Below are 22,564 nucleotides of genomic sequence, written 5' to 3' on the forward strand. Positions count from 1 at the left end.
GACCCCTGAAGCCTCATCGCCTGAGGACCGCCGATGCACCGGATCGCCCGCCGTTCGTTCCTCGCCGGTCTCGGCGGGGCCGCGCTCACGGCCTGTACGACGCGCAGGCCGGAGCCGTCGACCGCGGACGGCCTGGGCGCCTCCGCCTCGCCCACCCCGGCGCCGCCGGTCACGGTGAACACGGCCGCCGGGCCGGTGCTGGTGCCGGGCGCGCCGCTGCGGGTGATCGTCCTGGACACGGACGTGCTGGACTCGGCGCTGACCCTCGGCATCACCCCGATCGGCGCCGCGCTCCCGGCCCTCGACACCCGGTTCCCGGAGTACTGGCCGGCCTCCCGGGTGATCGGGATCCGCCGGGTCGGCCAGGCCGGCGCACCGGACCTGGCCTCGGTCCGGGCGCTGCGGCCGGATCTGATCCTCTCCAACCAGACGCGCGACGGCGACCGCTACGACCAGCTGCGGGAGATCGCGCCGACCGTGCTCACCCAGACCAGCGGGGCGCCGTGGAAGGCGAACGTCCAGCTGCACGCCCAGGCCCTGAGCCGGGTGGACGCGGGGGTGGCCTTCCTCGGCGCGTACCAGAAGCACGCCAACCAGGTGGCGCAGGCGCTGTCGGCGGCGAAGCTGTCGGGCCGGAAGGTCAGCCTGGTGCGGTTCGTGGAGGGCGGCGGGATCCGGATGTTCGGCAAGCAGAGCTTCCCCGGGATCGTGCTGTCGGACGCCCAGGTGGGGCGGCCGGACGCGCAGAACGTCGACCAGTCCGACGTCGAGATCCCGCTGGACCAGATCGCGAAGGCGGACGGCGACCTGCTGCTGTACGCCACCTACGGCGACCCCGGCCGGGCCGGCACCGACGCGGCGCTGGCGAGCCCGGGCTGGCAGGCACTGGGGGCGGTCCGGGCGCACCGGGCGTTCCCGGTGGACGACCAGCTGTGGTTCCAGGGGATCGGGTACACGGGCGCCAACTTCATGCTGGACGAACTGCAGCGCTTCCTGGGGGCTTGATCCCTCCTGGGGGCGTGACCGCGGGCGTGCCCCGGCGCGCGGCGCCGGCGTAGCGGGCCGGGGAGGTGCCGACGGCGGCCGTGAAGTCGCGGGTGAGGTGCGCCTGGTCCGCGTAGCCGAGTTCGGCGGCGAGCGCGGCCAGGTCCAACGCGCCTCCGGTGTCGGCGCGTTCGGCGGCCTCGTGGAGCCGGGCACGGCGCAGCACCCACTTCGGGGAGGAGCCGACGTACTCGGCGAACAGTCGCTGGAGCCGGCGGACGGTCAGGCCCAGCTCCCGGGCCAGGGCGTCGACCCGGCACAGGTCGGGGGTGCCGGTGATGCGCTCCACCATGGCGGCGACCTCCTCCGCGAGCGGATCGGGCGCGGGCAGCCGGGGCAGCAGGAAGGCGTCCACGCGGGCGGCGGGGCCCTCGGGTGAGCGGTGCAGCTGCTCGTTGAGCCGGTCCGCCCCGGGGCCGAAGTACTCGGCGGCGGGCACCGACCGGTCGGCGATCGCGGCCACCGGGTGCCCGGCGAAGGGGCGGAACGCGCCCGGCCGGAACTTCACGCCCAGCGCGAACCCCGCACCCTCCAGGCGGCGGACGAAGAGCGAGCGGTCGACCCCGTGGACGCGGGCCTGCGGGGCCTCGAAGACCAGGTGGACGTTCGGGTGGGCGAGCACCTTCTGCTCGTGCGGGGGGAGGCCGCGCCGGTCCCAGCGGACCAGCCAGTAGAACTCGACGAAGCGCGCCACGGCGGGCGCGGGTTCGAGCCGGTCCACGGTGATGGCCTCCGCCGCGCGGGCGGGGTGGAGCACGCCGCGGCCGAGGTCGGGAGAGTCCATACGGCCAGACTAGGGCGCGGGCCGTCGCGTTTGTTCAAGACCGGGTGACGGCGCCCGGCGCAGGATCGGGGCATGAACGATCACCCGATGCTGCCCTTCCTGATCCGCGCCACGACGGCCGCCGCCCGCGTCGCCGACGCCGTTCCGGCGGACCGGCCGCTGGACGGTCCGACGCCCTGCCCGGAGTTCGACACCCGCGCGCTGGTCAACCACTGGGTGCTCTACACCTCGCACGGCCTGGAGCACCGGGCCCGCCGCACCGAACTGCCCGAGGAGCTGGTCGACCACGACTTCGCCGCCGGCCCCGGCTGGGCCGCCGACTACGCGGCGCAGCTGGACCGGGCGGTCGCGGCCTGGGCCGACCCGGCCGCCTGGGAGGGGGACGTCGACCTCGGCGGCTCCCCGGTCCCGGCGGCGGGCATCGCCCGGATGCTGATCGCGGAGCTCGTGCTGCACGGCTGGGACGTCGCCCGGGCGGTCGGCGGGCGGATCGACGTCGACGAGGAGCTCGCCCTGCTGGTGCTGGCGATCGTCGAGGAGAACGCCGAGCTGTACCGCCAGTACGGGGGCTTCGCCGAGGCGGTGACGGTACCGGACAGCGCGCCGGCGCTGGACCGCGCACTGGCCGCCTCGGGGCGCGATCCGCGCTGGGGCGGCTGAGCGGTCAGCGGGGGCCGAGCAGGGACGTCCGCAGGCGGGAGCGGAGCAGGCGGACGGCGGGCGAGTGCTGGTCGGGGCGGGCGACCAGGCCGAGGCGGGCGCGGGCGGGCGCGTCGCTGATCGGGACGGCCCGCAGGCCCTCCCCGGCGGCGGAGGACGGGCTGAGGACGGCGACGCCCGCGCCGCGTTCGGCGAGGCGGAGGAGGGTGGCCGGGGAGCTGGCGTCGATGTCCACGCGCGGGTCGAGGCCGAGCTGGAGGCAGGAGCGGTCGTAGGCGGCGCGGATGCCGGTGCCCGGGGAGAGGCAGAGGATCTTCGACGAGCGGAGGTCGGCGAGCCGGAGGGACGGCCGGTCGAGGGGGTGTCCGGCGGGGACGACGGCGGCGATCGGCTCGTCGACGACGAGCGTGACGTCCAGGCCGGGGCCGGGCTCGCCGGTGAAGCCGATCAGGGCCAGGTCGAGGGAACCGGAGACGATCTGCGCCTGGAGGAGGTCGGAATCGCCCTCGTGCAGGCTCAGTTCGATGCCGGGGTGGGTGCGGCCGAGGTCGGCGACGACGTCGAGGAAGGGCGGGATCGAGCAGCCCATGATCATGCCGAGCCGGACGCGGCCACGGACGGCGTCGGCGAACTCGGCGGCGGTGTGCTGGATGGCTTCGAGGGTGGCGAGGGCGTCCTTGGCGAGCGGCAGGACGGCCTCGCCGGCGGGGGTGAGGTGGACGCGGCGGCCGGAGCGGTCGAGGAGCTGCTGGCCCAACTCCCGTTCGAGCTTGGCGACCTGGGTGCTGATGCCGGACTGGCTGACGTGCAGCCGGGTTGCGGCGGCGGTGAAGGAGCCCTCGTCGACGACGGCGGCGAAGTAGCGCAGCTGGTGCATCTCCATAACTCAGGATGATAGTTGGCATCGGATCCATCTGTTGGACGGATGGACGAGGTCGCCGGGAGGATGGAGGCATGACGACGAACACCGCGCGTGAGATTGCCGAGACGTACTTCAAGGCCTGGGAGGCGGGCGACTTCGAGACCATGCGGGGGCTGCTGGCCGAGGACGTCGACTTCGTCGGGGCCATGGGTACGGCTTCGGGGGTGGAGGAGGCACTGGCCGGGCTGAAGGGGCTCGGGCAGGTGCTGGAAAGGATCGAGGTGAAGGTCCGGGTCGCCGAGGGCGACGACGTGATCACCTGGTTCGACCTGTGCACCAGCATCGCGCCGCCGGCGCCGACGGCGAACTGGATGCACGTGGAGAACGGGAAGATCGCTCGGATCCGGGTGACCTTCGACCCGCGCGGGCTGCTGGCGGGGTTCGGCCGCTGAGCGGGCTCAGGCATGCGCAGGGGGCAGGAGGGCCGTGACCGCCGGGGGCGGCGACGGCCCTCTTGGCTGCCCTCTTCGGCTTGTGCGGTCAGGCGTCCTCGTCGGGCGGGTCGTCCTCCTGGAGCTCCTCGGGCGGCGGCGCGAGGACGATCGGCCAGTCCTCCGCCGAGGCGAGGACGTCGTCGAGCGTGGTACCGGGCCGCGCGCAGGTGAAGACGGCCGTGCCCTCGGAGAGTTGGACGTCCGGCTCCGGGTCGACCGTCGTCTCGGCGTGCAGGACCAGGACGGCCCGTGAGTCGACGGTCGAGCGGAGTGGGAAGTCGGCCGGGTCGACGTCCACCGCCTTCAGCGCGGCCGGGTAGACGGCGATGTCGACCGCCAGCCGGCCGCCCTCACGTGCATGCTCGGCCCAACCGTCGGTCTGCACCAGGTAGAACACCCCGTCGCCCTCGTAGCAGTACGCGCCGAGCCGCTCCATGGCGCGCTCCCCGGGGGAGCCGTCCGGGTCGACCAGCAGGACGGCCACGGGCGCGTCCGGCTCGTCGGGGTCGAGGCCGGGACGGACGTACAGGCGGGCCATCGGCACCTCCGGGTCGCGGGCGGGTCGGGCACCAGTACACACCGCGCCAACGACAATGTGGTGCCGAGGGTTTGTCACGTACGGGCGCCAGGCGCCGGACATTGGACGTCAGGCCTCGGGCGTCGGGCGATGCCGCCGTCTCATGCGAAACGGCCCCGGGCGCCGCCACCGCCTGGTCGTCCAGGTCGTGGCCGCGTCCAGGGCCGGGGCACCTGCGGCGAGCGGTGTCAGGCCGTCGGGCCGTCAGGCCGTCTGCTCGGCCGCCGGACGGGTCAGCCGGCGGCGGGCCGCCCAGGCCACCGCACCGAGGGCGAAGCCGTACACCGCCACCAGGCCGTGGCCGTTGTCCTGGGCGAGCCACATGGCCAGGCCCAGCACCGGGACGCCGATCGCCAGGGCGAGCTCCTTGGGGAGGCGGGTGCGGGTGAGGAAGGCGATGGCCAGGGTGGCGCCGAGGAAGTAGGTGGCGCCGGAGCTGCCGGCGAAGTTGCGGGGGTCGGTGCTGGGGCCGTCGCCGAAGCCGAGCAGGCTGTCGATCCGGCCCGGCAGCAGGATGCCGGCGAGGAAGAAGCCGAGGGTGAGCGGGCCGCCCCAGTACCACTGGGCGAGCGCGGCGACGGCCGCGAGGGTGGCGAGGTTCCACAGGCCGCCGCCGAGGCCGCCGTTCTGCATGAACACCGAGGTGAACTCGCGCCACCAGCCGGACTTGGCGGGGTCGGCGTCGAGCGCGTCCATCGCGCCGGACCAGAGCAGCTGGAGCAGGACGCCGCCGACGGCGATCGCGGTCAGCGCGACGGCCGCCCACGGGATCGGCCGCCCGCGCAGGGTGTCCCGGCCGACCACGCCGAGCCCGCAGTTGACCATCATGACCATCAGCGCGGCCGTGGTCACGTTGAACAGGATCGCCCCCATGCTGCCTTCCCCCATCTAAGTATTCCAACACCGTTCGAAAGACCGGCGAGGCAAAGCTAGCACAGTTTTCGAACGGTGTTGGAAAACGTTGTACGGTGGTGGCCATGAAGCTCACCAAGGAGCGCATCGTGGACGCGGGCATGGCCGTGTTCGCCCAGGTCGGGTACCACAACCTGTCCATGCGCCAGGTCGCCGACCGCCTCGACGCCCACGCCGGCAGCCTCTACTACCACGTACGCGGCAAGGACGAGTTGCTCACGCTGATGGCCGACCGGGTCTGCCGCCAGGCCTACGACGCCGGCACCGACGCCCTCGCCGCCCTCCCCCCCACCGCCACCTGGCAGGACCGGATCGACGTCCAGGCCGCCACCCTGCGCCACAGCATCCGCCAGCACCCCGGCGGAGCCCTGCTGCTCGCCGAGAGCCCCGGAGTCCTCAGCCCCGGCGGGCTCTCCCTGATGGAACGCCTGCTGCGCACCCTCCTCGACGCCGGCCTGCCCGCCGCCCACTGCGGCACCGCCGCCGACACCCTGCTCAGCCACGCCACCGGCTTCGTGCTCCAGGAACAGAACCAGCCGCCGACACCGGCGGTCTCCGCCGAGCTCTACGCCGAGCTGTGCGCCCAGTTCCCGCTGATCATGGGCGGGTTGATCCCCCGACTCGGCCAGGACGAGAAGTACGCGCAGAGCATCCGCCTGCTCTGCACCGGCTTCGCCGCCCTCATCCCGGGCGGTGAGCCGAGCGCGGGGCAGTAGGCCGTCCGCCGGCCGCTGCCTGCCGCCGGCCGGCCGCCGCCCGGGCCTCAGCCCTGCGGCGGCGGCTGGCGGCGCAGGCTCAACAGCAGCAGGACCACGGCCGACAGCACCGCCGACAGACGCAGCACGCCCGGGGCCGCCGACCAGCTGATCTGGGTCAGCTGCGCGCCGGCCTGCACGCCGGCGCCGCCCTGGACGCCCGGCTTGGCCTGCATGGCGTGCAGGGTGGCCGCGCTCATCGTGATCAGCGGAACCCCGAGGATGGCGAACTTGCGCATCAGGTCGGAGAGTTGGCGGGAAAGGTAGCCGAGGCCCCAGCCGATCAGCATGGCCGGGAAGAAGCTCATCGCGGCGCCGCCGACCAGCAGGGCGCAGGAGAGCAGGACCAGCAGGGACGGCCTGCGGGCTCCGGCACCCGCGCCCGCACCTGCCCCCGCACCGGCCGGGGCGGACGGCTGCGCCTTGGCCTTCCCGGCGGCGGCCGCCTTCGCCTTGGCCTTGCGCTGCTTTCTGCCCTTCCCCGGGGGCGCCGCCCCCGCCGGCCCGGCGGCCTTCGCGCCCTCCGCCCCGGCCGCCGCCCCGTCCCCGGCGCGCTGCTCAGGGATCTGCTTCGGTGGGGCCTGCGGCGAGTCGGAGAAGTTGAGCAGCACCAGGTCCCAGCCGTTCGCACCCGAGCTGTACACCTGCGGCGGCGGAAGCGGGCGATCGTCCTCGGCCCCGTCGATCGGGCCACCGACGGGCGGCTTGTCCAGCGCTACGGGCGGAGCGCCGGCCGTAGGGGCGCGCGTCGGCCGGGGCGGGTCCAGCGGTACGGAGGGAGTCCCCCCGGCCGGCGGGGCCGAGTCGTACACGCTGTCCGCGTCGGAGGCACCAGAAGGAGCGGAAGCACCGGAGCCGCCGCCGTCACCGGACGCGCCAGACCGCCCGGCGGACCCGCCCGACGAACCCGACCCACCCCCCGAACGGTCGCTCCACGGCCCGCTCTTGCGCCACCACTCGCCGTCCGTCATCACCGACACCCCGCCTCGCGCCCGAACCCCGGCCCACCGAACCACCCTCGGCCGTGACGCTACCCACCCCGCCCCCGCCCACGCGAGTCCAGGGCCCGTCGTCAAACCCCCGTGGTCCGCCCGGAGGGCGGGCGTGGCGGCGTCGAGGTGCGTCCATCGCAAGGCAGAGGATGGGGGGCACCTCCCGGCCGAAGGCTGGGGGAGCGTCGGCGCGCAGGCGGGGGTTTCGAAGACGGGCCCTCCGAGCACACCACCGCACGCCGCCGGACGGACACCCCACCGTCCGCACACCCGACTAACCTAGGTCGAATGACCACACAGCAGGGCCCTCAACGCCAGGGCAGGTCCGCCGCCGGCCCCCGCACCCTCGCCGAGGAGCTGCGCGCGCGCCCCGACGACGCGCTCGCCGCCCTGCTCCGTTCCCGCCCCGACCTGCTCAACCCCGTCCCCGGTGACCTCACCCAGCTGTCCGCCCGGCTCTCCTCCCGCGCCTCGGCGCTGCGCGCCCTGGAGCGCCTGGACCGCTTCACCCTCCAGGTCGCCGAGGCCCTGGCCACCGCCCCGGACGGCACCGGCCTCGCCACCGTCCGCACCCTGCTGACCGGTCCGGCCAAGGTCAAGCCGCACCCCGGCGCGACCCCGCTGACGCCCGCCGACCGCTCCGCCGTCGCCGCCGCCCTCCCCCGGGCGATCGCCACCCTGCGTGACCGGGCGCTGGTCTGGGGCCCGGACAACGGCCTGCGGCTGGTCCTCGCCGTCCGCGAGGCGCTCGCCCCGACGGCCGCGAACCCCGGCCGCACCGGTCTCGGCCCGACCCTCGCCGACGCGACCATCGGCATGTCCCCGGCCCGGCTGCAGCAGCTGCTCACCTCCGCCGGGCAGCCCGCCACGCCGGACCCGGTCACCGCCGTCGCCGCGCTCACCGCCCTGCTGAACGACCGCGCCCGCTGCACGGCGCTGCTCGACACCGCCCCCGAGGCCGCGCTGCGGCTGCTGGAGCGGCTGGTCTGGGGCCCGCCCACCGGCACCGTCCCGGACGCCACCCGCCCGGTCACCGCCGAGGACGCGCAGAGCCCGGTCGAGTGGCTGCTCGCCCGCGGCCTGCTGCTGCCCAGCGGGCCGGGCAGCGTCGTCCTGCCCCGCGAACTCGCCCTGCACCTGCGCGGCGGCCGCACCCACCGCACCGTCGAACCCGTCCAGCCCGAGCCCGCCCCGGCCGCCGCCCCGCGCGATCCACAGGCTGTGGACGGCGCGGCGGCCGGCCAGGCCCACACCGCCGTCAAGACCGTCGAGGAACTCCTCGACCTCTGGGGCCTCACCCCGCCGCTCACCCTGCGCGCCGGCGGCCTCGGCGTCCGCGACCTCAAGCGCACCGCCCAGGCCCTGGAGACCACCGAGCAGCAGGCCGCCTTCTGGCTCGAACTCGCCTACGCCGCCGGGCTACTGGCCCCCGACGGCGAGGCCGACGAACGCTGGGCCCCGACCCCGGCCTACGACACCTGGCTCCAGCAGGACACCGCCGAGCGCTGGTCCGCCCTCGCCCGCGCCTGGCTCGCCGCCACCCGCGTCCCCGCCCTCACCGGCACCCCGGACGGCAAGGGCAAGCCGCGCGCCGCCCTCGGCCCCGAACTCGACCGCACCCTGGCCCCGTCCGTCCGCCGCGCCACCCTCGCACTGCTCGCCGAACTCCCGCCCGGCACCCCGGCCACCGCCGCCGAACTCCTGCCCACCCTGTGCTGGCAGCGCCCGCTGCGCGGCGGGCCGACCGGCCCGGACGGCCACGAGCTGCGCGACGACCTCACCACCTGGACCCTCGCCGAGGCCGAACTCCTCGGCGTCACCGGCCGCGGCGCCCTCGCCGCCCCCGCCCGCGCCCTGCTCACCGCCGAGTCCGACCCGGCCGAGGTGCTCGCCCCGCTGCTGCCGCAGCCGCTCGACCACGTGATCCTGCAGCCGGACCTCACCGCGATCGCCCCCGGCCCGCTGCTCACCCCGCTCGCCCAGGCCCTCGCCCTGTGCGCCGACATCGAGTCCAAGGGCGGCGCCACCGTCTACCGCTTCACCCCGGTGTCCGTCCGCCGCGCCCTCGACGCCGGACGCACCGCCGCCGACCTGCGGACCTTCCTGGAGCAGCACTCCCGTACGCCCGTCCCGCAGCCGCTCGCCTACCTGATCGACGACGTCGCCCGCCGGCACGGCATCCTGCGGGTCGGCGCCGCCTCCTCCTACCTGCGCTGCGACGACCCGGCCCTGCTGAACGAGGTCCTCGCCGACCGCCGCTCCGCCGACCTGCGACTGCGGCTGCTCGCCCCCACCGTCCTCGCCGCCCAGGCCGCCCCGGACGTCCTGCTCGCCGCCCTGCGCACCATGGGCTACGCCCCGGCCGCCGAGTCCGCCGAGGGCGACGTCCTGATCACCCGCCCGGACAGCCACCGCACCCCGCCCCGCACGGCGCCCACGCCCGTCCCGGACGGCCCGCCCACCCCCGACGACACCCTGCTCGCCGCCGCCATCAAGGCCATCCGGGCCGGCGACCGCGCCGCCACCGCCAGCCGCCGCGACCCCGCCCCCGACCCGCGCCAACTGCCCCGCACCGCCGCCGCCGAGACCCTCGCGGCCCTGCAGACCGCCGTCCTGCTCGGCGAACGCATGTGGATCGGCTACCTCAACGCCGAGGGCATCGCCAGCCAGCGCATCATCGACCCGGTCAAGGTCGAAGGCGGCTTCGTCACCGCCTTCGACCACCACGCCGACGAGCTCCGCACCTTCGCCCTGCACCGCATCACCGGCGTCGCGGAGCTCGACGAGTAACCCCGGCGGCAGGACCGGGCTCAGTGCCCCTGCGACTCCTTCATCTTCTCCTTGACCGCCTTGTCCGCCAGGCTGCCGATCTCCCCCTGCCCGACCGGCAGCGAGCCGCCACCGACCTGGTCGGCGATCAGGAATCCGGGCGCCGCGAGCAGCCCGCCGGGCCCCTCCCCGATCCCCGCGAGGGCGTGCGCGGAACCGGCGGACGAGGCGGTGGCCGCGAAGGCCGTACCCATCAGGGCGAGAGCGGTGAGAACGCGCTTCGACTTCTTCATGCCCGGCTCAACGAGCGACCCGCACCACGGTCACCCACCACCACGGCCCGCCCACCCACCGTACGAATGACCGGAGCCCGCTCACGTTCGCCGCGGAATGCGCGACACTGGAGGGTCTGCGTCAATCCAGCAAGTCAGCCAGTGGAGGGCTTCCCCGCGTGAACGACGGACCGCTCATCGTCCAGAGCGACAAAACTCTTCTTCTGGAGATCGATCACCCCAAGGCCGCCGACTGCCGTCGCGTCATCGCGCCGTTCGCCGAGTTGGAGCGCGCGCCCGAGCACGTGCACACGTACCGGGTGACGCCGCTCGGGCTGTGGAACGCGCGGGCGGCGGGGCACGACGCCGAGCAGGTGGTGGACGCCCTGGTGACGTACTCGCGCTACCCGGTGCCGCACGCGCTGCTGGTGGACGTGGCCGACACCATGGGCCGGTACGGGCGGCTCCAGTTGCTCAAGCACCCGACGCACGGGCTGGTGCTCACCACCACCGACCGGCCGGTGCTGGAGGAGGTGCTGCGCTCCAAGAAGATCGTCCCGCTGGTCGGCGCCCGGGTCGACCCGGACACGGTGGTGGTGCACCCCTCCGAGCGCGGCCAGATCAAGCAGGTGCTGCTCAAGCTCGGCTGGCCGGCCGAGGACTTCGCCGGGTACGTGGACGGCGAGGCGCACCCGATCGAGCTGAACGAGGACGGCTGGCGGCTGCGCCCGTACCAGGCGCAGGCCGTCGAGGGCTTCTGGCACGGCGGCTCGGGCGTCGTGGTGCTGCCCTGCGGCGCCGGCAAGACGCTGGTCGGCGCGGCCGCGATGGCGCACGCCAAGTCGACGACGCTGATCCTGGTCACCAACACCGTCTCGGCCCGCCAGTGGAAGCACGAGCTGGTCAAGCGCACCTCGCTCACCGAGGACGAGATCGGCGAGTACAGCGGGACGCGCAAGGAGATCCGCCCGGTCACCATCGCCACCTACCAGGTGATGACCACCAAGCGGAAGGGCGTCTACGCGCACCTGGAGCTGTTCGACGCCCGCAACTGGGGCCTGGTGGTCTACGACGAGGTGCACCTGCTGCCGGCGCCGGTGTTCAAGTTCACCGCCGACCTGCAGGCCCGCCGCCGCCTGGGCCTGACCGCGACGCTGGTGCGCGAGGACGGCCGCGAGGGCGACGTGTTCAGCCTGATCGGGCCCAAGCGCTTCGACGCGCCGTGGAAGGAGATCGAGGCGCAGGGCTACATCGCGCCCGCCGACTGCTGCGAGGTGCGGGTCACCCTGACCGACTCGGAGCGCCTGTCCTACGCCACCGCCGAGCCCGAGGAGCGCTACCGCTTCTGCGCCACGACGGCGACCAAGCGGCGGGTGGTGGAGGCGCTGGTGAAGAAGCACGAGAAGGACCAGACGCTGATCATCGGCCAGTACATCGACCAGCTGGACGAGCTCGGCGAGGCACTGGACGCGCCCGTGATCAAGGGCGAGACCAGCAACGCCCAGCGCGAGAAGCTGTTCGACGCGTTCCGCAACAAGGAGATCGGCGTCCTGGTGGTCTCCAAGGTCGCGAACTTCTCGATCGACCTGCCCGAGGCCACCGTGGCCATCCAGGTCTCCGGGACGTTCGGCTCCCGCCAGGAGGAGGCCCAGCGCCTGGGCCGCGTCCTGCGCCCCAAGGCGGACGGCCACTCGGCGCACTTCTACTCGGTGGTCGCCCGGGACACCGTCGACCAGGACTTCGCCGCCCACCGGCAGCGCTTCCTGGCGGAGCAGGGCTACGCGTACCGCATCATCGACGCGGACGACGTGCTGTAGTCGGGCTCACCATCGGCCGGCAGGCCGGTGAGCAGGCTCAGGACCGGACACCGTCGCGCCCGAGGAAGACCACGCGCGCGGCGGTGTCCAGGGCGATGCCGAGGTTGCGGACGGCGGTGACCAGGGGGCCCCGGCGGCGGCCACCGGGCGCAGTGACGGCGGTGGAGCCGGCGGGGGCGGTCGGGACGGACGGGGCGGTCGGGACGGACTTCTGGATCGGCACTCGCGGCGCCGCGTGTACGGTGCTCATGTCTCCAACGGTAGGCACCGGACACGCCGGACACATCACCCCAAAGGCCGTACCCGCCGAGCCGGAGGTCGTCCTCCCGGTGTACGGAGAACCCCGAGACCTGCGGGGCTGGAACCCTGAGGCACGCGGGTCTAAGATCGTCCGTCTGCCCCCTCCCGAACCGTGGTACCTGCTGAAGTCGCGCAGGCAGCCGGGGGAGGCGCCGACCGCACGGCAACCGGTCGGCTGTACCCACTGTGAGCTCCATCGATCCGCTGCGCCCGGTTCCGGGGCAGCCGGGAAGGTTCGCTGTGCCCGCCACCCCCACCACCGACCCCCTCCAGCGCGAACGCGACCACCTGGCCGCCTCCAGGTCCGCGCTGCGGGCGATGCGCGAGGACGTCCAGTCGCTGGACCTGCGCGACGTGACCGGCACCTGGGTGTCCGCCGCCGTCCTCCAGAACCAGATCGAGGCCCGGATCGCCGCCCTCGCCGACCTCTCGCACACCCCGCTGTTCTTCGGCCGCCTGGACTACCTGCACGCGATCAGCGAGGAGCTGAGCGAAAGGGAAGGTGCCGCGCGAAGCGCGCCGGGCAAGGGCGGTGGCGGGCGACGGGCGGGCGGGGGCGAGAGCTTCTACATCGGCCGCCGGCACGTCCACGACGCCGACGGCGACCCGATGGTGATCGACTGGCGCGCGCCGGTCTCCCAGCCGTTCTACCGGGCCAGCCGCACCGAACCGCTGGACGTCGAGCGCCGCCGCCGCTTCGGCTACACCGGCGGCGAGCTCACCGCCTACGAGGACGAGCACCTCAGCGACCCGGCCGAGACGGACACCGCCTCCGCCCTGCTCGCCGCCGAGATCGAGAAGCCCCGCGTCGGCCCGATGCGCGACATCGTCGCCACCATCCAGCCCGAGCAGGACGAGATCGTCCGCTCCGACGTGACGGGCACCATCTGCGTCCAGGGCGCCCCCGGCACCGGGAAGACGGCCGTGGGCCTGCACCGCGTCGCGTACCTGCTGTACGCGCACCGCGAGCGGCTGGCCCGGACCGGCACGCTGGTGATCGGGCCGAACAACGCCTTCCTCTCCTACATCGAGCAGGTGCTCCCGGCCCTGGGCGAGTTGGACGTCGCCCAGGCCACCGTGCAGCAGCTGGTCGGGCACGTCGAGGTGCGCGGCGAGGACGACCCGCAGGCGGCCCGGCTGAAGGGCGACGCGCGGATGGCCGAGGTGCTGCGCCGGGCGGTGCGGGCGGGCATCGCGCTGCCCACCGAGCCCTGCGTGGTGGTCCGCGGCTCCCGCCGCTGGCGCGTCCCGGTGTACGAACTCGTGGAGATCATCGAGGAGTTGAAGGGCCGCGAGATCCGCTACGGCGCTGCCAGGGACGCCCTGCCGCAGCGGATCGCGCACGCCGTGCTGCTGAAGATGGAGCAGGGCGGCGAGGCCCCGGACGACCGGGTGCAGGACGCGGTGGCCCGCAACGCCGCGGTCAAGGCGGTGGTCAAGGAGTGCTGGCCGGCGGTCGATCCGGCCAAGCTGGTGCTGCGACTGCTCTCCGATCCGCAGTTCCTGGCCGCCTGCGCGGAGGGCGTGCTGACCGCGCAGGAGCAGCAGGCGGTGCTCTGGCCCAAGCCGGGGCGCTCGGTGAAGACGGCCCGCTGGACGCAGGCCGACGCCGTCCTGGTCGACGAGGTGACGGACCTGGTGCAGCGCACCCCCTCGCTCGGGCACGTGGTGCTGGACGAGGCGCAGGATCTCTCCCCGATGCAGTACCGCGCGGTCGGCCGCCGCTGCACCACCGGCTCGGCGACCGTCCTCGGCGACCTCGCCCAGGGCACCACCCCGTGGGCGACGGCGAGTTGGCCGGACGCGCTGCACCACCTGGGCAAGCCGGACGCCCATGTCGAGGAGCTGACCAAGGGCTTCCGGGTGCCGGAGGAGGTCATCGCGTACGCCTCCCGGCTGCTCCCGGCGATCGCCCCGGGCCTGGCCCCGGCGACCTCCGTCCGCGACGCCCCGGGCTCGCTGACGATCCGCCACATCGCGGACGGGGAGTCGGTGGCCGCCGTCCTCGCGGCCTGCCACGAGGCGCTGGAGCACGAGGGCTCGACCGGGCTGATCGCCGCCGACGCCCGGATCCCGGTGCTCGCCGAGGCGCTGACCGCGGCCGGCCTGCCGTACCTGTCCCCCGGCACCGAGACCAGCGCCGAGGCCCGGCTGACGCTCGTCCCGGCCTCGCTGGCCAAGGGCCTGGAGTACGACTACGTGGTGCTGGACGAGCCGGCCGCGGTGATCGCCGGCGAACCGGACGAGCGGACCGGCCTGCGGCGGCTGTACGTGGCGCTCACCCGGGCCGTCTCCGGCCTGACGGTGCTGCACGGCGAACCGCTGCCCGAGCAGCTGCGCCGGTAGACGGCGGGGCCGGCCCCGCGACCGGGACCGGCCCCTCCCGGGACACGCTCAGGCGTCGATCAGCGCCCGCCACTCGGCCACCTTGGCCGCGTCCACCGGCGTCCGCCAGCCGTCGGCCCGCACCGCGCCGCCGACGTGGAAGGCGTCGAAGCCCTCGGCCCGCAGCCCCTTCAGGTGTTCGGCCCGCAGGCCGCCGCCGATCAGGATCCGCTGCCCGTACCCGGGCTCGCCCGCACGGGCCAGCTCCGCCAGCAGCACCTCGCGCCCGGCGTCGACCCCGGCGGCCGTGCCCGAGGTGAGGAAGGTGTCCAGCCCGGGCAGCGCGCCGACGGCGGTCCGCAGGGCGGCCCGGTCGGCACTGTGGTCGATCGCCCGGTGGAAGGTCCAGCGGCAGCCGGCCACCGCCTCGGCGACGGCGGTGGTGGCGGCCAGGTCGACCGCGCCGTCGGCGCCGAGGAAGCCGAGGACGAACTCCTCGGCGCCCTCGGCCCGCAGCGCGGCGGCGCGGGCCGCCAGGTCGTCCAGGTCGCCGGGGACGAAGCCGTCCCGGATCCGGAGCATGACGCGCAGCGGGATGCCGACGGCGGCCCTGATCCGGGCGAAATCCTCGACGGACGGGGTGAGCCCGTCCGAGGCCATGTCGGTGACCAGTTCGAGCCGGTCGGCGCCGCCCGACTCGGCGGCCCGGGCATCCTGGGGCGTCAACGCGATGACTTCGAAAATTGGTCTAGACATATCAGACAGCCTGCCACATCCGACCCGCCCCGGCGAGCCCCTGCGTCGCCTTCCGGTCACGCCAGGCTGCGCCCGCTCCCAGAGCCCCCTTCGGCGTCTCCGCCGACTCCGCCGCCGGTCCCCCCACCGACCCCGCCGCCGGTCCCGATCCGGCGCACGGCCTTCGCGGCCGCCACCAGGAGCAGCACCACCGGCACCGACATCAGCAGCGTCATCGAGATCCCGCCGGACGTGCGCCAGACGTTGAACAGGCCGGCGAAGGTCGTCAGCGACAGCATCGCGACCCCCACGGCCGCCGGCGCCACCCGCCCGCGCAGCGCGCTGAAGGTCAGCAGCACCGGCGCGATCAGCAGCACCACGAACCACTGGACGTCCAGCGGGAAGCTGGAGTCGTCCCAGCGCAGGAGCGCCACCAGCGCCCCGCCGCCGACCACCGAGGCCAGCACCAGCCCCGCGGCCCGCCAACCGGCCCTGGGCAGCAACTCCGTCGGCGCCGCGAACAGCAACAGCGCGGCGGCCACGGCGGGCAGGGTGGTCATGCCGGTGTACCCCACCCACCAGACGTCGAAGAAGCCCGGCACCACGGCGGCCTTCGCCAGGGTGGCCAGCGCGAAGAGGGCCTGGATCCCCGTGATGACCCGCACCGCCGTCCAGCGCCCCAGCAGGGCGGCGACCCCGAGCAGCAGCGCGATCACCGGCGGCGCGATGGTCATGGCGTACGTGTTGTACGAGTGGTCCCAGGTCAGCCGCCAGGCGGCCTGGTCCGGATCGGTGACCCACGGCAGCAGCCCCGCGCCGGCCAGCGCCCCGGCGGCCATCGGCGCGGCCAGCGCGAGCACCCGCCCGCCCATCGAGGAGCCGGTCAGCCCGAGCCGCACCCGCAGCCCGTACAGGGCCAGGTCGAACACCTCGCGGGCGACGGTCGACCGGTTCGCCTCCGCCGTGGTGTCGGCGAACACCGCGGCCATCTCCTCGCCCCGCTCCCGGCGGTAGTACTCCGGGTAGAGCTGCAGCACGGCCCGCAGCGCGGCGGCCGGCGTCCCCATCGTCGGCGTGGTCATGCGAAGAACCCCCTCCTCGTGAACAGCCCCTTCGGCCCCGCCTTCGCCTGCATCGCCAACCGGACGTTGGCGAGCCGGCGCTCGGCCTCGGTGGCGACGGCCCGCAGCCGCTCGGCCTCGGTGGCCAGCGCGGTCCGGCCGGCGTCGGTCAGCGCGTAGCTGCGCCGCGCCCGCCCGTCCACGACCTCCTCTGCGGCGACCTCGATCAGCCCCTGCTGGAGCAGCCGGTCGAGGGCGCCGTACAGGGTGCCGGTGCGCATCTTGACGCGACCGTCGGAAATCGCGGCGATCTCCTGGATGAGGGCGTAGCCGTGTCTGGGGGCGTCCGCCAGTGCGGTGAGCAGCAGCAGCGTCGGCTCCTGCATCGAGCGTTCTGTCATACGACTACATATATCGTCAACCTACCTATAGGTCCAGTGCCCGGCCCGCCCGCCACAATGTCCCCCATGCCCACCACCGAGGACCTCACCGCCGGACCGCCCCCCGGACTGCTCGCCGAACTGCTCGCCGAGTGGACGGCGCTGCTGCACCGCTGCGCCGCCACGACCGACCCCGAGCCGTACGGCCGCGAGCTGCTGCGCCGCTGGTCGGAGCCGCAGCGCCGCTACCACACCCCCGGGCACCTGCACGCGGTCCTGCGGCACGTCGACGACCTCGCCGGGCACGCCGGCGACCCGGACACCGTCCGGCTCGCCGCCTGGTTCCACGACGCCGTCTACCGGCCCGACCGCTCCGAGAACGAGGAGCGCAGCGCCGCCCTGGCCGTCCGCGCGCTGACCGCCGCGGGCCTGCCCGCCGTCCGGGTGGCCGAGGTCGAGCGGCTGGTCCTGCTCACCGTCGACCACCACCCCGAGCCCGGCGATCGCGACGGCGAGGTGCTCTGCGACGCGGACCTCGCCGTCCTCGGCGGCGCCCCCGAGGCGTACGCGGCGTACGCGGCCGCCGTCCGCGCGGAGTACGCGTTCGTCCCGGAGCCGGACTTCCGCGCCGGGCGCGCGGCGATCCTGCGACAGCTGCTCGCGCTCCCCGCGCTCTACCGCACCCCGGCCGCCCACGCGCGCTTCGACGCCCCCGCCCGCGCCAACCTGACGGCCGAACTCGACAGTCTCTAGCCCAGCTTCCCCACCGGCGCCACCACCGCGCCCTGCTGGCCGCACACCCAGTGCGGCTCCGGCCCCAGCTCCGGCTCCACGCCCAGCGCGTGCGGGTCACCGTCGGCCGCGCACTCGGCGCACAGCGGCCAGCGCCCGTACGCCTCCAGCAGCGCGTCCTGGACGTCCTGGGCGACGAGCCCGAGCACGTAGTCGGTGCCGTCCGGCCACTGTTCCAGCCACCAGCGCCGGTGCGTCACGGCCTGCTCGACCAGCGACACCACGGCGGCGTCCGCCACGTCCCGGGCGGTCAGGTCGGCCAGGATCAGTGCCCGGGCGTTGTGCAGAGCGGTCTCGATGTCGTCAGCAGCCATCCACCCATTCTCCCAAACACGCGAAGGCTCCCGAACGCGCGAAGGCTCCCGAACGCGCGAAGGCTCCCGAACGCCGCGAGGGCGGCCTCCCCGTCGGGGAGACCGCCCTCGCGAACGATCCGAACCGTCCGATCCCAGCGGGATCAGAAGTCCATGTCACCGCCCGGCATGCCGCCGCCGGCGGCCGCAGCGGCCTTCTCCGGCTTGTCGGCGATGACGGCCTCGGTGGTGAGGAACAGCGCCGCGATGGAGGCGGCGTTCTGCAGCGCGGAGCGGGTGACCTTGGCCGGGTCGATGATGCCCGCGGCGACCAGGTCGACGTACTCGTTGGTGGCGGCGTTCAGGCCGTGACCGGCGGGGAGGTTGCGCACCTTCTCCACCACGACGCCACCCTCCAGGCCGGCGTTGGTCGCGATCTGCTTGATCGGGGCCTCCAGCGCGACCTTGACGATGTTGGCACCGGTGGCCTCGTCGCCGTCCAGCTCCAGCTTGTCGAAGGCGACACCGGCCTGCAGCAGCGCGACGCCACCACCGGCGACGATGCCCTCCTCGACGGCGGCCTTGGCGTTGCGGACGGCGTCCTCGATGCGGTGCTTGCGCTCCTTGAGCTCCACCTCGGTGGCCGCGCCGGCCTTGATGACGGCCACGCCGCCGGCCAGCTTGGCGAGGCGCTCCTGGAGCTTCTCGCGGTCGTAGTCCGAGTCGCTGTTCTCGATCTCGGCGCGGATCTGGTTCACGCGACCGGCGACCTGGTCGGCGTCACCGGCACCATCGATGATGGTGGTCTCGTCCTTGGTGATGACCACCTTGCGGGCGCGGCCCAGCAGGTCGATGCCGGCGTTCTCCAGCTTGAGGCCGACCTCCTCGGAGATCACGGTGCCACCGGTGAGGATGGCGATGTCGCCGAGCATGGCCTTGCGGCGGTCGCCGAAGCCCGGGGCCTTGACGGCGACGGACTTGAAGGTGCCGCGGATCTTGTTCACGACCAGGGTCGACAGGGCCTCGCCCTCGACGTCCTCGGCGATGATGACGAGCGACTTGCCGCTCTGCATGACCTTCTCCAGCAGCGGCAGCAGGTCCTTGACCGAGCCGATCTTGGAGTTGGCGATGAGGATGTACGGGTCCTCGAAGGACGCCTCCATCCGCTCCAGGTCGGTGGCGAAGTAGGCGGAGATGTAGCCCTTGTCGAAGCGCATGCCCTCGGTGAGCTCAAGCTCCAGGCCGAAGGTGTTGCTCTCCTCGACGGTGATGACGCCTTCCTTGCCGACCTTGTCCATGGCCTCGGCGATGAGCTCGCCGATCTGGGTGTCGGCGGCCGAGATGGAGGCGGTGGAGGCGATCTGCTCCTTGGTCTCCACGTCCTTGGCCTGGGCCAGCAGCTGGTCGGAGACGGCGGCGACGGCCTTCTCGATGCCGCGCTTCAGGGCCATCGGGTTGGCGCCGGCGGCGACGTTGCGCAGACCCTCGCGAACCAGGGCCTGGGCCAGCACGGTGGCGGTGGTGGTGCCGTCACCCGCGACGTCGTCGGTCTTCTTGGCGACCTCCTTGACGAGCTCCGCGCCGATCTTCTCGTAGGGGTCCTCGAGCTCGATCTCCTTGGCGATGGAGACACCGTCGTTGGTGATCGTGGGGGCGCCCCACTTCTTCTCCAGCACGACGTTGCGACCCTTGGGGCCGAGCGTGACCTTCACTGCGTCGGCGAGCTGGTTCATGCCACGCTCAAGGCCGCGGCGAGCTTCCTCATCAAAGGCGATGATCTTGGCCATCAGAAGTGGTCCTCCGGGACACGGTCGACTGCTCGGACCAAGGGGTGCCCGCGACGGACGGCCCTGGTGTGCGGGGGTCCTTTCCCCTACCGCTCCCGGGGGCCTCACCGACCCGGTCCGCTGTCACTCTCACGCTGTGAGTGCTAACGCCAATGATTAGCACTCCGGGTGGTCGAGTGCAAGCCCAATCGCGATCCCGCGAGCCGTCCGGCGCGCCCCCGCCGCGCCCCGCAACTCCCCGCCGGGGAACGCCGACGGGCCCGTACGACGCGTGTCGTACGGGCCCGCCGAGAAGCGAGTGGTCACCAGCCGTGGGCCGTGCCGAGCTCCTGGAGGAGAAGGAAGGTCAGACCGCCGCGCGGACCATGTCCGCCTGCGGGCCCTTCTGTCCCTGGGAGATCTCGAACTCGACCCGCTGGCCCTCCTCGAGGGTGCGGTAGCCGTCCATCTGGATCGCGCTGTAGTGGACGAAGACGTCCGCACCACCGTCGACCGCGATGAAGCCGTAGCCCTTCTCCGCGTTGAACCACTTGACGGTGCCCTGAGCCATTCCGAACTCCCCTAGTGCTGTGCTGGCCCTTCACGCGCCCGCAGGTCGCGGGCCCGGGTCTGGTTTGAAGGCCGGCCCGGGGAACCCCCCCTGGGCGCAGCCGTGCACGCCGCAATCCTCCGCAGGGGCACCTGACGGCGCCCCGTGAGCGGGTGATTACGTCGACCGCGGCTGAATGTATCCGGATCGACGCCCTCTGCAACAGGGTCAGCTGCGGGGAATTCCGGCACCACATCAAAGGACAGGACGGGCCAAACCGGGAGGAATTCGGCATTTCACGCCGGACATAGCGGACGGATTACAACAAATCCCCGCGGGAATTCTGACATCTGCCTGACATGTTTCACGGTCCCGCACCCGGTCGGTCTCAACAGCCGGTCTCAACGGCCGATCCCAGCAGCCGGACGAACTCCGGCGATTCACGGGTGGGGATGAGGGGAAGCCCTGTTCCCAACCGAGCCACACTCTACTCCGACTCGACCCCGAAATATTCCCGCCGAAATGCGACCGGCCGCCCGCGCGCACGGAGAACGGAATTCCGTACGCGGGACGGCCGGTCGAACCAGGGCCGGTCCGGTCGACGCGGGCGGGCGCCGCCGGGGCGGGGTCTCGGCTCAGCAGCCGCCGGCCACCGCCGGGATGATCGAGACGCTGGCGCCGTCCGCGATGCCGGTCGCGAGGCCCTCGGCGAAGCGCACGTCGTCGTCGTTCACGTAGACGTTGACGAAGCGGCGCAGCTTGCCGGCGTCGTCCAGGATGCGGGCCGAGATGCCCGCGTGGTTCTTCTCCAGGTCGGCGATGACCTCGCCCAGGGTGGCGCCCTCGGCGGCCACCTCGGCGGAGCCGCCGGTGTAGGTGCGCAGGATGGTGGGGATACGGACGTTGGCGCTCATGGCTCTCCTAGCGGGTGCGACCCAGCGGGGTGGGGGGTTCAGGCGGACGCGAGGCCGGCGTCGCGGAAGGACGCCAGCGTCGGGCGGATCACGGCGGTCATCCCGGAGTCGGCCACGGCGTCCAGGGTCTTCAGGCCGTCGCCGGTGTTGATCGCGACGGTCTCCTTGGCCGGATCCAGCCGGCCGGTCTCGACCAGCTTCTTCAGCACGCCGACGGTCACCCCGCCCGCGGTCTCGGCGAAGATGCCCTCGGTCCGGGCCAGCAGCCGGATCGCGTCCACCACCTCGGCGTCGGTGACGTCCTCGACCGCGCCGCCGGTGCGCCGGGCGATGTCCAGCACGTACGGGCCGTCCGCCGGGTTGCCGATCGCCAGCGACTTGGCGATGGTGTCCGGCTTGACCGGGCGGATCACGTCCTGGCCGGCCTTGAAGGCGGCCGACACCGGCGAGCACCCCGCCGCCTGGGCGCCGAAGACCTTGTACGGCCGGTCCTCGACCAGGCCGAGCTTGATCAGCTCCTGCAGCCCCTTGTCGATCTTGGTCAGCTGGGAGCCGGAGGCGATCGGGATGACGATCTGCTCCGGCAGCCGCCAGCCGAGCTGCTCGCAGATCTCGTAGGCCAGCGTCTTGGAGCCCTCGCCGTAGTACGGGCGCAGGTTGACGTTGACGAAGCCCCAGCCCTCGCCGGCCGGGTCGCCGATCAGCTCCGAGCAGAAGCGGTTCACGTCGTCGTAGTTGCCCTCGATGCCGACCAGTTCGCCGCCGTACACCCCGGCCATGACGACCTTGCCCTGCTCCAGGTCGTGCGGGATGAACACGCAGGACTTGAAACCGGCCCGGGCGGCCGCCGCGCCGACCGCGCCGGCCAGGTTGCCGGTGGAGGAGCAGGAGAGCGTCGTGAAGTCGAACGCCCGCGCGGCCTCGATGGCGCAGGCCACCACGCGGTCCTTGAACGAGTGGGTCGGGTTGCCCGAGTCGTCCTTGATGTGCAGCTGGGCGGTGAAGCCGAGCTCGCGGCCCAGGTTGTCCGCCTTGACCAGCGGGGTCCACCCCGGGTTCAGGTTCGGCTTGGTGGCGACGTCGGCCGGGACGGGCAGCAGCGGCGCGTAGCGCCAGATCGAGGACGGACCGGCCTCGATCCGCCGGCGCAGCGCCTCGGCGTCCTCGCCACCGAACTCGTACGCGATCTCCAGCGGGCCGAAGCACTCCAGGCAGGCGAAGCTCGGACCGAGCGGGAAGCGGGTGCCGCACTCGCGACAGGACAGCGCGGCGGCGGGGCCGAGGTCAACGGAAGCGGGTGCGACGGTGTCGATAGCCATGATGGCGGAGGCCTCTCTCCTCATCTTCCCCGTGGCACGGTCGCGCCACAGGCCGGAATTGGCACCTGTCCCGCGGGGGGCCTGTCGACGGACAGCCGCGCGAGAAGGTTGCCGGGACGTCAACGGGCCGTTCCCTCAGTCCCTCTGGATGAGCTTGTGAAATTGTGGTGGTGCTGAACGGCGACCCCGGC

Annotated in this window: 23 protein-coding genes and 1 riboswitch; of the genes, 8 read left to right on the forward strand and 15 right to left on the reverse strand. The window is 73.5% G+C overall.

Going from position 1 to position 22,564, the window contains the following annotated elements:
• The first annotated feature begins 33 nt into the window (after nt 1–33).
• Complete coding sequence (locus ACIOJE_RS35915; protein WP_280678766.1) at nt 34–1,005, forward strand: iron-siderophore ABC transporter substrate-binding protein; 972 nt, start codon at nt 34–36, stop codon at nt 1,003–1,005.
• Here the strand turns inward: ACIOJE_RS35915 and ACIOJE_RS35920 are convergent.
• Entirely contained in the window at nt 968–1,828 is an 861-nt protein-coding gene (locus tag ACIOJE_RS35920; protein ID WP_400782250.1) for a DUF6597 domain-containing transcriptional factor, read from the reverse strand. The genes ACIOJE_RS35915 and ACIOJE_RS35920 overlap by 38 nt on opposite strands.
• A gap of 72 nt (nt 1,829–1,900) precedes the next feature.
• Between ACIOJE_RS35920 and ACIOJE_RS35925 the strand changes: the two genes are divergently transcribed.
• A complete protein-coding gene (locus ACIOJE_RS35925) occupies nt 1,901–2,488 on the forward strand; it encodes a TIGR03086 family metal-binding protein (RefSeq protein WP_280678770.1) in 588 nt (195 codons plus the stop codon).
• A 4-nt stretch (nt 2,489–2,492) separates the two neighbouring features.
• On the opposite strand, the gene ACIOJE_RS35930 is transcribed toward ACIOJE_RS35925, so the two are convergent.
• Complete coding sequence (locus ACIOJE_RS35930; protein ID WP_400782255.1) at nt 2,493–3,371, reverse strand: LysR family transcriptional regulator; 879 nt, start codon at nt 3,369–3,371, stop codon at nt 2,493–2,495.
• Between the two features lie 71 nt (nt 3,372–3,442).
• On the opposite strand from ACIOJE_RS35930, the gene ACIOJE_RS35935 reads away from it, so the two are divergent.
• On the forward strand, nt 3,443–3,802 hold the full coding sequence (locus tag ACIOJE_RS35935) for a nuclear transport factor 2 family protein (protein ID WP_280678774.1): 360 nt from the start codon (nt 3,443–3,445) through the stop codon (nt 3,800–3,802).
• A gap of 88 nt (nt 3,803–3,890) precedes the next feature.
• On the opposite strand, the gene ACIOJE_RS35940 is transcribed toward ACIOJE_RS35935, so the two are convergent.
• Nucleotides 3,891–4,382 carry a hypothetical protein gene (locus tag ACIOJE_RS35940; RefSeq protein ID WP_400782257.1) on the reverse strand — a complete coding sequence of 164 codons (492 nt, stop codon included), beginning with the start codon at nt 4,380–4,382 and terminating at the stop codon, nt 3,891–3,893.
• A 243-nt stretch (nt 4,383–4,625) separates the two neighbouring features.
• Nucleotides 4,626–5,294, reverse strand: a complete 669-nt coding sequence (locus tag ACIOJE_RS35945) for a hypothetical protein (protein ID WP_400782259.1) — start codon at nt 5,292–5,294, stop codon at nt 4,626–4,628.
• Between the two features lie 104 nt (nt 5,295–5,398).
• On the opposite strand from ACIOJE_RS35945, the gene ACIOJE_RS35950 reads away from it, so the two are divergent.
• Entirely contained in the window at nt 5,399–6,049 is a 651-nt protein-coding gene (locus tag ACIOJE_RS35950; RefSeq protein ID WP_400782262.1) for a TetR/AcrR family transcriptional regulator, read from the forward strand.
• A 47-nt stretch (nt 6,050–6,096) separates the two neighbouring features.
• Here ACIOJE_RS35950 and ACIOJE_RS35955 read toward each other — a convergent pair whose 3' ends face one another.
• On the reverse strand, nt 6,097–6,732 hold the full coding sequence (locus ACIOJE_RS35955) for a hypothetical protein (RefSeq protein WP_400782264.1): 636 nt from the start codon (nt 6,730–6,732) through the stop codon (nt 6,097–6,099).
• 636 nt (nt 6,733–7,368) lie between these two features.
• On the opposite strand from ACIOJE_RS35955, the gene ACIOJE_RS35960 reads away from it, so the two are divergent.
• A complete protein-coding gene (locus ACIOJE_RS35960; protein ID WP_400782266.1) occupies nt 7,369–9,870 on the forward strand; it encodes a helicase-associated domain-containing protein in 2,502 nt (833 codons plus the stop codon).
• 20 nt (nt 9,871–9,890) lie between these two features.
• Here ACIOJE_RS35960 and ACIOJE_RS35965 read toward each other — a convergent pair whose 3' ends face one another.
• The gene (locus ACIOJE_RS35965; RefSeq protein WP_280678786.1) at nt 9,891–10,142 is read right to left on the reverse strand and encodes a hypothetical protein; all 252 of its coding nucleotides are present in this window, start codon (nt 10,140–10,142) and stop codon (nt 9,891–9,893) included.
• Between the two features lie 158 nt (nt 10,143–10,300).
• Here ACIOJE_RS35965 and ACIOJE_RS35970 point away from each other — a divergent pair, with 158 nt between their 5' ends.
• Nucleotides 10,301–11,938, forward strand: coding sequence for a DNA repair helicase XPB (locus tag ACIOJE_RS35970; RefSeq protein ID WP_400782269.1), 1,638 nt, complete (start codon nt 10,301–10,303; stop codon nt 11,936–11,938).
• 37 nt (nt 11,939–11,975) lie between these two features.
• On the opposite strand, the gene ACIOJE_RS35975 is transcribed toward ACIOJE_RS35970, so the two are convergent.
• Complete coding sequence (locus tag ACIOJE_RS35975) at nt 11,976–12,188, reverse strand: hypothetical protein (protein WP_400782271.1); 213 nt, start codon at nt 12,186–12,188, stop codon at nt 11,976–11,978.
• A 368-nt stretch (nt 12,189–12,556) separates the two neighbouring features.
• Here ACIOJE_RS35975 and ACIOJE_RS35980 point away from each other — a divergent pair, with 368 nt between their 5' ends.
• Nucleotides 12,557–14,584 (forward strand): HelD family protein, encoded by a 2,028-nt coding sequence (locus tag ACIOJE_RS35980; RefSeq protein WP_400782291.1) that lies wholly within the window; start codon nt 12,557–12,559, stop codon nt 14,582–14,584.
• Between the two features lie 48 nt (nt 14,585–14,632).
• Here the strand turns inward: ACIOJE_RS35980 and ACIOJE_RS35985 are convergent, their stop codons facing one another.
• Genes ACIOJE_RS35985 through ACIOJE_RS35995 form a run of 3 tightly spaced genes read right to left on the reverse strand, consistent with a single transcriptional unit; the run spans nt 14,633 to nt 16,760 of the window.
• A complete protein-coding gene (locus tag ACIOJE_RS35985) occupies nt 14,633–15,319 on the reverse strand; it encodes a copper homeostasis protein CutC (RefSeq protein ID WP_280678794.1) in 687 nt (228 codons plus the stop codon).
• Nucleotides 15,320–15,375: 56 nt separating this feature from the next.
• Nucleotides 15,376–16,380, reverse strand: a complete 1,005-nt coding sequence (locus tag ACIOJE_RS35990) for a hypothetical protein (protein ID WP_400782273.1) — start codon at nt 16,378–16,380, stop codon at nt 15,376–15,378.
• On the reverse strand, nt 16,377–16,760 hold the full coding sequence (locus ACIOJE_RS35995) for a PadR family transcriptional regulator (protein WP_280678798.1): 384 nt from the start codon (nt 16,758–16,760) through the stop codon (nt 16,377–16,379). The genes ACIOJE_RS35990 and ACIOJE_RS35995 overlap by 4 nt, the downstream gene beginning before the upstream one ends.
• A gap of 57 nt (nt 16,761–16,817) precedes the next feature.
• On the opposite strand from ACIOJE_RS35995, the gene ACIOJE_RS36000 reads away from it, so the two are divergent.
• Nucleotides 16,818–17,492 carry a hypothetical protein gene (locus tag ACIOJE_RS36000; protein WP_400782276.1) on the forward strand — a complete coding sequence of 225 codons (675 nt, stop codon included), beginning with the start codon at nt 16,818–16,820 and terminating at the stop codon, nt 17,490–17,492.
• Here ACIOJE_RS36000 and ACIOJE_RS36005 read toward each other — a convergent pair.
• The 5 genes from ACIOJE_RS36005 to thrC form a co-directional block, all read right to left on the reverse strand.
• Nucleotides 17,489–17,845, reverse strand: coding sequence for a hypothetical protein (locus ACIOJE_RS36005; protein ID WP_400782278.1), 357 nt, complete (start codon nt 17,843–17,845; stop codon nt 17,489–17,491). The genes ACIOJE_RS36000 and ACIOJE_RS36005 overlap by 4 nt on opposite strands.
• 143 nt (nt 17,846–17,988) lie before the next feature.
• Nucleotides 17,989–19,611, reverse strand: coding sequence for a chaperonin GroEL (gene groL, locus ACIOJE_RS36010; protein WP_280678804.1), 1,623 nt, complete (start codon nt 19,609–19,611; stop codon nt 17,989–17,991).
• 346 nt (nt 19,612–19,957) lie between these two features.
• Entirely contained in the window at nt 19,958–20,161 is a 204-nt protein-coding gene (locus ACIOJE_RS36015; RefSeq protein ID WP_030289665.1) for a cold-shock protein, read from the reverse strand.
• A 614-nt stretch (nt 20,162–20,775) separates the two neighbouring features.
• Nucleotides 20,776–21,054: a MoaD/ThiS family protein gene (locus ACIOJE_RS36020; protein WP_280678811.1), complete on the reverse strand. Its 279-nt coding sequence runs from the start codon at nt 21,052–21,054 to the stop codon at nt 20,776–20,778.
• 38 nt (nt 21,055–21,092) lie between these two features.
• Nucleotides 21,093–22,373, reverse strand: coding sequence for a threonine synthase (gene thrC / locus ACIOJE_RS36025; protein WP_280678813.1), 1,281 nt, complete (start codon nt 22,371–22,373; stop codon nt 21,093–21,095).
• A gap of 17 nt (nt 22,374–22,390) precedes the next feature.
• Nucleotides 22,391–22,528: riboswitch (SAM riboswitch) on the reverse strand.
• Nucleotides 22,529–22,564: the final 36 nt, after the last annotated feature.

Source organism: Kitasatospora sp. NPDC087861, from assembly GCF_044742585.1.
Classification (GTDB): Bacteria; Actinomycetota; Actinomycetes; order Streptomycetales; family Streptomycetaceae; genus Kitasatospora.